General features: G+C 55.6%; 9 protein-coding genes. 5 read left to right on the forward strand and 4 right to left on the reverse strand.

Annotated elements, in window-relative coordinates; genetic code table 11:
• The first annotated feature begins 5 nt into the window (after window positions 1–5).
• Window positions 6–227 carry an MbtH family protein gene (locus MUG06_RS11865; RefSeq protein ID WP_215847799.1) on the forward strand — a complete coding sequence of 74 codons (222 nt, stop codon included), beginning with the start codon at window positions 6–8 and terminating at the stop codon, window positions 225–227.
• The gene (locus MUG06_RS11870; RefSeq protein WP_243078720.1) at window positions 220–4,140 is read left to right on the forward strand and encodes an enterobactin synthase subunit F; all 3,921 of its coding nucleotides are present in this window, start codon (window positions 220–222) and stop codon (window positions 4,138–4,140) included. The genes MUG06_RS11865 and MUG06_RS11870 overlap by 8 nt, the downstream gene beginning before the upstream one ends.
• A gap of 149 nt (window positions 4,141–4,289) precedes the next feature.
• Here the strand turns inward: MUG06_RS11870 and MUG06_RS11875 are convergent, their stop codons facing one another.
• Genes MUG06_RS11875 through fepD form a run of 3 tightly spaced genes read right to left on the reverse strand, consistent with a single transcriptional unit; the run spans window position 4,290 to window position 7,050 of the window.
• A complete protein-coding gene (locus MUG06_RS11875; RefSeq protein WP_215847800.1) occupies window positions 4,290–5,087 on the reverse strand; it encodes an ATP-binding cassette domain-containing protein in 798 nt (265 codons plus the stop codon).
• A complete protein-coding gene (gene fepG / locus MUG06_RS11880) occupies window positions 5,084–6,064 on the reverse strand; it encodes an iron-enterobactin ABC transporter permease (protein WP_243078721.1) in 981 nt (326 codons plus the stop codon). Before fepG ends, MUG06_RS11875 begins: the two co-directional genes overlap by 4 nt.
• Window positions 6,061–7,050 (reverse strand): Fe(3+)-siderophore ABC transporter permease, encoded by a 990-nt coding sequence (gene fepD / locus MUG06_RS11885; protein WP_243078722.1) that lies wholly within the window; start codon window positions 7,048–7,050, stop codon window positions 6,061–6,063. The genes fepG and fepD overlap by 4 nt, the downstream gene beginning before the upstream one ends.
• 145 nt (window positions 7,051–7,195) lie before the next feature.
• On the opposite strand from fepD, the gene entS reads away from it, so the two are divergent.
• Window positions 7,196–8,446 carry an enterobactin transporter EntS gene (entS, locus tag MUG06_RS11890; protein WP_243078723.1) on the forward strand — a complete coding sequence of 417 codons (1,251 nt, stop codon included), beginning with the start codon at window positions 7,196–7,198 and terminating at the stop codon, window positions 8,444–8,446.
• On the opposite strand, the gene fepB is transcribed toward entS, so the two are convergent.
• Window positions 8,441–9,409 carry a Fe2+-enterobactin ABC transporter substrate-binding protein gene (gene fepB / locus MUG06_RS11895; protein ID WP_243078724.1) on the reverse strand — a complete coding sequence of 323 codons (969 nt, stop codon included), beginning with the start codon at window positions 9,407–9,409 and terminating at the stop codon, window positions 8,441–8,443. The genes entS and fepB overlap by 6 nt on opposite strands.
• A gap of 177 nt (window positions 9,410–9,586) precedes the next feature.
• Here fepB and MUG06_RS11900 point away from each other — a divergent pair, with 177 nt between their 5' ends.
• Together MUG06_RS11900 and MUG06_RS11905 are read left to right on the forward strand one after the other, a co-directional pair.
• Window positions 9,587–10,765, forward strand: coding sequence for an isochorismate synthase (locus MUG06_RS11900; RefSeq protein WP_243078725.1), 1,179 nt, complete (start codon window positions 9,587–9,589; stop codon window positions 10,763–10,765).
• Window positions 10,766–10,775: 10 nt separating this feature from the next.
• The gene (locus MUG06_RS11905) at window positions 10,776–12,392 is read left to right on the forward strand and encodes a (2,3-dihydroxybenzoyl)adenylate synthase (protein WP_215847804.1); all 1,617 of its coding nucleotides are present in this window, start codon (window positions 10,776–10,778) and stop codon (window positions 12,390–12,392) included.

Raw genomic sequence — 12,392 nt, forward strand, 5'->3', positions numbered from 1 at the left:
CAGACATGCAACATCTCAACCCATTTGACGATCCCCAGCAGGATTGTCATGTGCTAAAAAATGCGCAGCAACAATACAGTTTATGGCCCGCCTTCAATGCGATTCCCGCAGGATGGCAAACCGTATTCGGCCCGCAACCGCAAGCAGCCTGCCTGCATTGGTTAAACGAAAACTGGCACGACATCCGTCCGGTTACCGAAAACCCAAACCGGAGCGACGATGTCTGAAACCTTGATGAGCCGAAATCCTACTGAACATATCACTCTGCCGCTGGTCGCTGCGCAGCCTGGCATCTGGATTGCCGATCAGCTGTCGAAACACCACAACGCTTACGCGGTCGCACACTTTGTTGAGCTGCGCGGCGAGCTAAACAGTGCCATGCTGGCCAAGGCCATTGTCGCTGGCATGAAAGAAGCGGATACGCTGAATATGGCGTTTGGCGAGCAAGATGGCGAGCCACAGCAGTGGTCTTCTCCGCAGACCTTTAGTGAACCCAATGTCATCGATTTACGTCACGAAACCGATCCCGCAGCAGCGGCTCGCGCCTTGATGCATCAGGATATGTCTGGCGATTTGCGGGTGTTAAGCGGTGCACCCTTGTGGCATCACAGCCTGATGCGTCTTGGCGATCAGCATTGGTATTGGTATCAGCGCTATCATCATCTGGTAGTTGATGGTTTTAGCTTTACCGCTTTGACGCGTCGTATCGCCAATCTTTATACCGCTGGGCAACGTAACGAAGCGCCGGAACCCACGCCGTTTGTGCCATTCAGTGACGTGGTTGAGGAGTATCAGCGTTACCAGCAATCGGCGACCTGGCAGCGCGACCGTGAATTCTGGCGGGAAAAAGGGGCTCAGCTTCCGCCACCCGCCTCGCTGGCCGCACAGCCGCTGGCAGGGCAAAGTGCCAGCACCGATCTGCTGCGTCTGGAACTGGCGCTGGATCGCCCTTCTTTCCAGACGTTGTTGTCACATACGCAGCAACATAATCTCAACGCCGCGGATACCGCTTTTGCGCTGGTCGCGCTCTGGCTGGCACGCCTGAGCGGACAAAATGATTTTGCCGCTGGCTTTATTTTTATGCGCCGTATCGGATCGGCCGCGCTGTGCGCCACCGGCCCGGTGATCAATGTGCTGCCGATGGCAGTGCATTACGATCCTACACAACCTTTGATCACACTGGCGACGCAGCTCGCGAAAGAAGTAAAAAAGATGCGCCGTCACCAACGCTTTGATGCTGAGCAGGTGCAGCGCGATCTGGGTCGCCTTGGCGATACCGATCCGCTTTATGGCCCGGTGATCAATCTCAAAATGTTCGATTACCAGCTGGATTTCGCTGGCATTGAAGGCGTCACGCATCAGCTCGCTTCTGGCCCGGTTCGCGATCTTGAGATCGCCATTTACATCAGCGAAAAAGGTGACTTAACCCTTGAACTGTTGGCAAATGCTGAACGCTACAGTGAAAACACGCTGAAACAGCACCTCAATCGCTTCACTTTACTGTTGAACCAACTCGCTACGCAGCCAGATCGCGCCTGCGGTGAACTGAATCTGCTCACACCCGATGAACATCTTCAGTTGGCAGAGATCAATCAAACTACTGTGACGCTGCCCGCTGAAACCTTAAGCAGCCTGCTGATCAAGCAGGCACAGCGTACGCCGCATGCACCCGCGCTGGCCGATAACCTGCACAACCTAAATTATCAGGAGATGCAGCAACAGGTTCAGGCGCTGGCCAGTGAACTGATCGCTAAAGGCGTTCAGCGCGGTGACATCGTCGCCGTGGCGTTGCCGCGCTCTGTGTTTCTATCACTGGCGCTACAGGCAATTGTTAGCGTTGGCGCCGCGTATTTGCCGCTGGATACCGGCTATCCAGACGATCGTTTGCAGATGATGTTAGAAGATGCCGCACCGAAAACGCTGCTAACCAGCCGCGATCTGGCCCAGCGCCTGGCCGCGATTTCTCCCGTGGAACCGATGTTCTACGATGCACTTTTGGCTCCGGTTGCTGAAATCACCTCTCTCTTGCCGCATCCGCAAGATGGCGCTTACATCATCTATACCTCCGGTTCTACCGGTCGTCCGAAAGGGGTTTTGGTCGGGCATGAAGCGATCGTCAACCGCCTGCTATGGATGCAGGATCACTATCCGCTGACCGCTGACGACGTGGTGTTACAAAAAACCCCGAGCAGCTTTGATGTTTCCGTGTGGGAGTTTTTCTGGCCGCTGCTGGTGGGCGCGCAATTAGTGATGGCCCCACCCGATGCGCATCGCGATCCCGAAGCGCTACAACACCTGTTCGCACGCCACCGCGTTACCACCACGCACTTCGTTCCTTCAATGTTAGCGGCCTTTGTCGCTTCGCTGCAGGATGATAAAGCGGTAGCGCAATGTGCCAGCCTGCGGCGTGTTTTTTGCAGTGGCGAGGCGCTGCCTGCGGAGCTGTCGCGCCAATGGCAAGCGCTTACTCAGGTTGAGCTGCATAACTTATACGGTCCAACCGAAGCCGCCGTTGATGTCAGTTACTATCCTGCTTTTGGCGCAGAACTGGCGGCAGTCCAGGGTGCCAGCGTGCCGATTGGCTTCCCGGTGTGGAACACCGGCTTACGCATTCTCGATGCGCGCTTGCAGCCGGTGCCGCCAGGCGTAGCCGGTGATCTTTACCTGACTGGCGTGCAGTTGGCGCACGGTTATCTTGATCGCCCTGATCTTACTGCCAGCCGTTTTGTCGCCGATCCTTATGGCAACGGCACGCGGATGTATCGCACCGGCGACGTAGCACGCTGGCTGGAAAACGGCGCGGTGGAATATCTGGGCCGCAGCGACGATCAGCTAAAGATTCGTGGTCAACGTATTGAACTGAATGAGATTGATCATGCGATGGCGGCATTACCCGGCGTGGAGCAAGCGGTGACACATGCCGTGGTGCTGGGCAATGCCATTCAGCAAGGCGATGCGCGACAGTTGGTGGGATATGTCGTTGCGGATCACCCGATTGACAGCGAGGCGATGCGCGCCGCCCTCGCCGCTCATCTGCCCGCGCACATGGTGCCGGTGGCAATGGTTCAACTTGACGCTTTCCCGCTGAGTAGCAACGGCAAGCTCGATCGCAAAGCGCTGCCAATGCCGCAAAGCCAGGCTGCAGCCGCAGGTCGTGCGCCGCATCCCGGCCTGGAAACCACGTTGGCCGCTGCATTCTCCGCCTTGCTTGAGCGTGACAATATCAGCGCACAAGATGACTTTTTTGCTCTGGGCGGCCATTCACTGCTGGCGATGCGCCTTGCAGCGCAACTGCGCCGTAGCCTGAACCTGCCGGTTTCGGTTGGGCAAGTGATGGTGGCTTCAACGGTAGAAAAACTCGCTGCGCTGTTAAGCAGTGAGGAAGATGCGGGTCGCGCCGGATTTGAAGCCGTATTACCGTTACGTAAAGGCGATGGCCCAACGCTGTTCTGCTTCCATCCCGCTTCCGGTTTTGCCTGGCAGTTCAGCGTGCTGCAACGCTATCTGGATGCGCGCTGGTCGTTGATGGGCATTCAATCGCCGGATATCGATAGTCCCTTGAATCAGGCTCAGCATCTTGATGCGGTCTGCGATGCACATCTGGCCACGCTTCGTCAGCAGCAACCGCACGGCCCTTACTATTTTATCGGTTATTCGCTAGGTGGCACGCTGGCGCAAGGCATTGCTGCGCGTCTCGAAGCGCTTGGCGAAAAAGTGGCGTTTCTTGGTCTGCTCGATACCTGGCCACCCGAAACGCAGAACTGGGATGAGAAGCGCGGTGAAAATGTCCTGGATCCGGCGGTGCTGGAGGAAGTAAACCGCGAGCGTGAACAGTTTATCGCTGCGCAGCGTCAGCAGGCAGGCGAAGGGATGGAAGCGATGTTTAACACTATCGAAGCCAACTACGCCAGTTCAGTACGTTTGCTGGCGACGGCACGCAGCATCCGTTTCAACGGTCGCGCCACGCTGTTCCTCGCAGAACAAACGCAGCAGCCGGGACAAGATGCCACTCGTGCCTGGTCGCCGTATGTTGCGGAGCTGGAGATCTGGCCGATGGATTGTGCGCACGTTGATATCATCTCGCCACGCATGTTTGAGCAGATTGGGCCGCGCTTGCAGCAGTTACTGGCGGCGCTCTGACAATGACGTACTAAAAACACAGGGCGGCATCACCGCCCTGTGTTGTTTCTGGCATGGTGTTTTTGTTTTTTTCTCTGGGTCATTGCTTCTGGTTTTTTTTGGCCTGAATACGTCAGTGACCAACACGCACACTGTCCGTTGAAATCTGTTTATGTGCGTGACCGACCCAGCGGTACAATCATTGGCGTATGCGCGACCGGATCATCAACAATCATGCAGCGCAGTCCATAAATCGATTCAATCAACGCAGGTGTAATGATTTCGCTGGGTTTGCCTTCCGCGATAATGCGCCCATGGCGCATCGCAATCAGATGGGTGGCGTAACGGCACGCCTGATTAAGATCGTGCAGTACCACCACCAGCGTGCGGCCATGCTGCTGATTCAAATCCTGCATTAACTCTAATAATTCAATCTGATGGGTGATATCCAACCAGGTTGTCGGCTCATCCAGCAGCAGCAGCGGCGTTTGCTGGGCCAGCACCATCGCAATCCACACGCGCTGCCGCTGACCGCCAGAAAGTGTATCAACCTGCTGATTAGCCAAATCTGCGACACCGGTTGCCAGCATCGCTTGCTGCACCGCTGCTTCATCTTCGTCACGCCAGCGACCAAATAAGGCTTGATGTGGATAACGCCCGCGCGCCACCAGCTCATTGACGCTGATCCCGGCGGGTGCATTAGAGCTTTGCGGCAACAAGCCCAACCGTCGCGCGACCTCTTTAGTGGCATAACGCGCAATGGCTTCGCCATCCAGCATGACCTGCCCTTTCAGCGGCGCAGTCAAACGACTTAAAGTACGTAACAGCGTGGATTTACCGCAGGCGTTGGGGCCTATAATCACTGTTAATTCGCCATCAGGAATGGCTACCGAGAGATTTTCGGCCACGATTTTCTTATCGTAGCCCAGCGTGAGTGCATCACCTTGTAACCTGGATGTGCCTGTCATTGGCGTCGCGCCTCCCGTATCAGTAAGGCAATCAGATAAAGTCCGCCAAGGCTGACGGTAATCACGCCAACCGGCAACTGGTAAGGCAAGAAAAAGTGCTGTGCGGCGTAATCTGCTGCCGTCAGCAATAGCGCGCCACACAATGCCGCCAGCGGCAAAGCGCCTTTCACGCCGCCCGACAAACGGCGGGCAATTTGCGGTGCCAACAGGGCGATAAACGAGATAGGTCCCACCAATGCAGTAGACGCGGCCGTTAGCACTACGCCGATCAACATCAGCCAGATGCGGCTGCGTTCGACCGGCACGCCCAGCGCACAAGCGGTATCGTCACCCATTTCCAGCAGGCGCATGCGCCGTGCTAATAAGGCGGTTGCTACCATTGCCAACAGCAATACGAGGATAACAGGCGTCGTTTTGGCCCAGGTAATGCCGTTGAGCGATCCGGCGCTCCATAAACCGGCGCTGAGTGCGGCTTCCAGCGAAGCGCTGATGATCAGCCAGCTGTTCAGCGCCATTAATAGGGCGCGCACGCTGATTCCGACAATGATTAACCGAAAGGTATCAACACCGTTTCGCCAGGCAAACAGATACACCACGCCAGCAGTGAGCAAGCCACCCAGCAGCGCGGCCAACGTCATGCCTTCGATGTTCTGTTGAAACAGCACCAGCGCCACCAATACGCCGCTGTAAGCGCCAGTGTTAAAGCCGAGAATATCGGGACTGCCTAGCGGATTGCGCAGAAGAGACTGGAAAATCGCGCCGCTGACGCCTAGTGCCGCGCCAATCAACAGCGCCATCAACACGCGTGGCATGCGCCATTCGATCACGATTAACTGGATATTGCGTGCTGCGTCGCCATTAATCACTTGCCACAGCTGCTCAGCGGAAATCGGTAAGGTCCCGCGCGTTACGCCTAAAAAGGCCAGCAACAGGCACGCGACCAGCAGGACAATGCTGTTGATCATCATCCGACTCATATTTGCCCTCTTCCCAGTTTGCGTCGTACTAACACAATCAACATGGGTGCGCCAAGAATCGCGGTAACAATCGAAACACGCAGTTCACCCGGTACCGCTATGCGGCCCAGAATATCGGCAGCGAGCAGCAGGCAAGGCGTCATCAATAAAGTAGCCGGCAGCAGCCAGCGGTGATCGTTGCCCACCAGCCAGCGCGCTAAATGAGGCGTCATCAATCCAACGAACGCAATCGGCCCAACGGCAGCGGTTGCTGCCCCGCTGAGCAGCGCAATTGCCAGCAGTCCAAACAGTTGCGTGCGTGCCACGCGCGTGCCCAGCGCGGTCGCCATATCACCGCCCATGCTCAGGCTATTTAAGGATCGTGCCAGAAGCAGCGCCACGGCACAGCCAATCACAACCGCAGGAAAGGTGGTTTTCAGGACAGAGAAGTTGCGGATATCGAGCGAGCCGCTGTGCCAAAAGCGCAGATGATCGTAGATTTCAGGATTCAGCAGCGATAAGCCGGAGGTCAAGCCTTCAAGCACTGCGCCGAGCGCCACGCCCGCCAGCGTCAGGCGAACCGGGTTCACGCGGCCGCCGCCGAGCGCGCCCGTTAAGGCCACCAGCAAAGAGGCGATCAGCGCACCGGCAAAAGCAAAGCCGAGCCAGTCCAGCGGTGAATCTGCGCCAAACAGCGCTATGCCAATCACCACGGCAAAGCCCGCGCCAGCGTTGACCCCCAGAATACCGGGATCGGCGAGCGGATTACGCGTCAGGCTCTGCATCAAAGCGCCAGCAATGCCCAGCGCAATTCCCGCTAATAAGCCCGCCAGGGTTCGCGGCAAGCGCGCATCACGTACTATTACGCAGTCGGCGCTGGTGCAGCTTGAAAACAGCGCGTGCGTGACATCATGTAAAGCAATAGATTTTGCTCCCAGCATTAAACTGAGCGCAAGAAGCAGCAACAGCAGCATCCCTGAACCTGCTATCGCACGGAGTTGGCGCATAACGTTTTAAACCTTCACTGATCAACGACACTGCGGGCAAGCCACTTTGATAATGATACTTATTATCGTTATTACTCGTATTTTTGTATGTTACCATGACTTATTCACTCAATGACGAGGAAAATCGGCGTTTATAGGCGATGAAATGAACAAACCCTCCTACTTTATCGATCTCAGCCTGCTTAAAACACATCCCGCTTTTCGCGCCGTGTTTATTGCTCGCTTTATCTCCATTGTTTCGCTCGGCATGCTAGCCGTTGCCGTTCCGGTACAAATTCAACAACTCACCCATTCGCCGCTGTTGGTCGGGTTATCCGTCACGTTGGCAGGCGCGGGAATGTTTATCGGCCTGCTTACCGGTGGCGTATTAGCCGATCGCTATGAACGTCGTCGTCTTATTCTGTTTGCCCGCTCCACCTGCGGCTTGGGTTTTGTCGCGCTGTGCATTAATGCGCTGCTGCCTGAACCTTCGGTAATCGCGGTCTTTGCGCTGGGATTGTGGGACGGCTTTTTTGGCGCGATTGGCGTAACGGCGCTGCTGGCCGCCACGCCCGCGCTGGTAGGCCGTGAAAACATCATGAAAGCGGGCGCGATTACTATGTTAACAGTGCGCTTTGGCTCGATTCTTTCGCCAGCCATTGCGGGATTGGTGATTGCCCACGGCAGCGTCGCCTGGAATTATGGGTTAGCCGCTTTCGGTACGCTGCTGACGGTGTTAACGCTGTTGAGATTACCGGCGTTATCTCCGCCGCCTCAGCCGCGAGAACATCCGCTTAAAGCCTTAGCCACCGGCGTGCAATTTCTGTTTGCCAGCCCGATTGTCGGCATGGTTGCGCTGATTGGGGCGTTGGTCACGTTAGCCAGCGCGGTACGGGTGCTTTATCCATCGTTGGCACCGCATTGGCAGGTTGACCTTGATCAGCTCGGGCTGATGTATGCCGCCGTGCCGCTCGGCGCTGCCGTAGGCGCGCTAACCAGCGGGCGACTGACCCATTCGTCGCGTCCGGGTCTCTTAGTATTAGCCAGCGCGATTGCAGCCTTTATCGCCCTCGGCTTGTTTAGCCTGATGCCACGCTTTGAATTGGGGTTGGTTTGTTTGGTGGCGTTTGGCTACTTCAGCGCGATCAACAGCCTGGTACAGTACGCGATGATCCAAACCTTGACGCCAGATGCGCTGTTAGGTCGCATTAATAGCTTGTGGACGGCGCAGAACGTCACGGGCGATGCAATAGGCGCTGCCATCATTGGTTCAATGGGTTCTTTGCTGCTGCCGCAACAGGCGGCAAGCCTGTTTGGTTTTGCTGCCGCGCTGTTGGGTGTGCTGATGTGGTTGGTAATGGGACAGTTGCGACGTTATCAACCGCCAGCGCCAAAGCTGGCGGAACAAAGCTTATGATTTAACAAACAGCTGCTCAAGACGCGTCAGCAGGTTGCTGGCGCTGTAATAATCTAGGCGAAACGTGTCCAGACCTAGCGCATAGACCTGCTTTTTTTCTACCGCAGGCGTTTGCTTCAGGAACGGATTATTCATCACCGCATGGGCGGTTTTATCCTCGGCGGCAAACAGCATGTAACTGTTGCCGTTTAGGCCAGCCGCCAGGTTTTCACCCGATAACTGAATAATGTCTTTGCGCTGCCCCATGCTATGCCCTTGCTGAATATTGACCGGCGGCGTCGCCAGCGTGAAACCCAACTGTTGCAGCAACTTGCCCTGCGCAGATTCAGCAGTCCACAGATTTACCGCGCGCCCATCTCCGTTCCACACCATGGCAGAAACAGGTTGTGGTGGCAGCGTTAATTTACTTTTCAGCGCGTTTTCATGATCGTCAAAAGCTTTGACGCGCGCCGCTGCCTGGGCTTCGTGCCCGGTCGCTTCACCCAAAACACCCACCAGCTGCTGCCAGCTTTTATCGTCATAATTCACCACCAACACCGGCGCGATGGCTGAAAGCAGATCAACCAGCTTGATGGCTGAATCATTGCCTGTTGCACTGACGACGATCAGATCAGGCGCTTCAGCGGCGATCGCTTCTGCACTGGGTTCGCCAATGTATAAACGTTTTACCCCGCGCTGTTTTGCGACATCGCCCCACTGACGAAAGAAACCTTGTGCATCAGCGAGTCGACTATTAGGTGCTGTCGCGCCGCTGGCGATCACTGGTGCATCAATCGCCAATAAAGAACCGGTGAGCGTGACGCTGGTGGAAACAATGCGCGTGGGCGCCTGCTGCAAAGTGATACTGTTTTTGGCGCCCTGCACCGTGCGCGGCCAGCCATTTTCAGCGTGAGCAACGCCACTGAGAACCAGCATGCTGGCGAAAAAGAGGGCGATCATCGCCCAAAAATCCCGTTTATACATAAGATCCAATCCACCTTTAGCTGTGACAAAAACCCTGCTCAATATGCTGATTTAGCATGAAAACGCAGTCGAAACCCCGCGAATTTATTGACACTCCAAACTAATCAACGTAGCTTACAGAGCCACAATACAAATGATAATCATTATTAATTATCTTATCATTTATAGGTGAAAATTATGGTGGAAACGTTGACGTTTGAAAATCCCTTGTTGCAGGATTTCTCGGCGCTGTGCCGTGGCTTTCTGTTTACTTCCCCGTGGCGCAGTCTGACAACCCAAGGCTGTTTCACTACCATTACCACGCCGGTAAAAGATGGCGCGGCGTTGGGCGGGGATTTTCAACAACAATTGCAGCAGCACTTTGCATCTGCAAGAAAACAGGGCATTGCGAATCCGATTCTGGTGGGCGCAATCCCGTTTGACGTCAATCAGCCTTCTGCGCTGTTTATTCCTGAGTCTTATCAAACCTTCAATCGTGCAGATTTAAACGTGCCGCAAACGGCGCCCGAAGAGACGTTGCCGCATGTGCGCCGTCGTACTGCGGTGCCGGATCACGACGCTTTTACTTCGATGGTGGCGCAAGCTGTTGCGGCAACGCAGCGCGGCGATCTGGATAAAGTGGTGCTGTCGCGCTTGATGGATATCGCTACCGAACAGCCCGTTGATACGGCGGCGTTGATGCAACGTATTGTCGCGCAAAACCCTAACAGCTATCACTTCCACCTGCCGCTGCCGGAAGGCGGCGCGTTGGTCGGCGCGAGCCCGGAATTGATGCTGCGTAAACAGGGCCGCGATTTCAGCTCTTGTCCGCTGGCGGGTTCTGCCCGCCGTGAGAATGATAGCCAACGCGACCGCGCCGCCGGCGAAACCTTGATGAACTCTGATAAAGATCGTCATGAACACAAATTAGTGACCGATGCGATGCGCGAAACGCTGCAACCGCGTAGCCGTTTGCTTTCAGTGCCCACTGTTCCCTCATTAATCACCACATCGACCTTATGGCACCTTGCCACGCAGATTGATGGCGAAGTGCTGGATGAGCAGGAAAATGCGTTGTCGCTGGCGTGCCTGCTGCATCCAACCCCGGCGTTAAGTGGCTTCCCGCACCAGCGCGCTCAGCGCCTGATTCAGGCATTGGAGCCGTTCGAACGCCAGCTGTTTGGCGGTATCGTCGGTTGGTGTGACGATCAAGGCAACGGTGAGTGGGTTGTCACGATTCGTTGCGGCACGGTTAAAGGTGCACGCGTTCAACTTTTTGCTGGCGCAGGTATTGTTGCCGATTCACAACCTGAATCAGAATGGCGTGAAACTGGCGTTAAACTCGATACCATGCTTCGCGCATTTGGACTGCAATAAAGGGTATTCCATGACAATTTCATACAGCCGCTGGCCTGAAGATCTCGCCGCGCGCTACCGCGAAAAAGGTTACTGGCTTGATGTGCCGATGACCGACATTCTGGCACGACATAAAAACAGCGATGCCGTGGCAGTAATTGATGGCGATCGTCAGTTCAGCTATCGTCAGCTCGCTGAACTCAGCGATAACCTGGCTGCTGCGCTGCAAAGACGCGGCCTAAAAAATGGTGATACTGCGCTGGTTCAACTCGGCAACGTGGCGGAGTTTTACCTGACACTGTTTGCCCTGTTTAAAATTGGCGTTGCGCCCGTGAATGCGCTGTTCAGCCATCAACGCACCGAACTCAGCGCCTACGCCAGCCAGATCGAACCGAAACTGTTGATCGCCGATCGCAGCCACGCGCTGTTCGCTGATGACCGCTTTATTGAACAGCTTTGCCGTGAACACGCTTCACTGCAACAGGTTATTCTGCGCAATGATACTCAACCGGAAAACACCCTGGAATCCTTGCTGGCAGAAGCGGCAGGAGAATTCAACGCGACGCCAACAGCGGGCGATGAAGTGGCCTTTTTCCAGCTCTCCGGCGGCAGCACCGGTACGCCAAAGCTGATTCCGCGTACCCATAACGACTACTATTACAGCATCCGCGACAGCAATGTGATTTGCCACGTTACGGCAGAAACGCGTTATCTGATCGCCCTGCCCGCTGCACATAATTTTCCAATGAGTTCGCCGGGCGCGCTTGGCGTATTTGACGCAGGCGGGCAAGTGATTTTAGCGGCTGACCCCAGCGCGACGCTCTGCTTCCCGTTGATCGAAAAGCATCAAATCACTGACACCGGTTTAGTACCGCCCGCGGTGAGTCTGTGGTTACAGGCCATCCAGGAATGGGGAACCAACAAGCCGTTGGCATCTCTGCAACGCATTCAGGTTGGCGGTGCCAAGCTAGGCGAAACCTTAGCCGCGCGCATTCAGTCTGAGATTGGCTGCAAGCTGCAACAGGTGTTTGGCATGGCCGAAGGCTTAGTCAACTACACCCGACTGGACGATGATGAGAAAACCATTCTCACCACTCAAGGCCGCCCGATCTCTCCTGATGATGAAGTCTGGGTGGCTGATGAGAACGGTAATCCGCTGCCCGTTGGCGCAGTTGGCCGCCTGATGACGCGTGGCCCTTATACCTTCCGCGGCTACTACAACAGCCCGGAACACAATGCCGCCAGCTTTGATGAAAATGGATTTTATTGCTCCGGCGATCTGATCGAAATGACGCCAGACGGCAACATTATTGTGCAGGGGCGTGAAAAAGATCAGATCAACCGTGGCGGCGAAAAAATCGCGGCGGAAGAGATAGAGAACTTGCTGCAACGCCATCCAGATGTGATCCATGCGGCGTTGGTTTCAATGAACGATGAGCTGATGGGCGAGAAAAGCTGTGCCTTTATTGTCGCCAGCCAACCGATCAAACCGGTGGTGCTGCGTCGCCACCTGCGTGAGCTGGGCGTTGCCGAATTTAAACTGCCCGATCGTATTACCTGCGTAGATGCCCTGCCGCTGACCCCCGTCGGCAAGGTGGACAAAAAACGTCTGCGCCAACAATTAGCTGATCAACAAGCGCAAGCCTGA

The sequence above is a fragment of the Pantoea sp. MQR6 genome, from assembly GCF_022761075.1.
GTDB lineage: Bacteria > Pseudomonadota > Gammaproteobacteria > Enterobacterales > Enterobacteriaceae > Pantoea > Pantoea phytostimulans.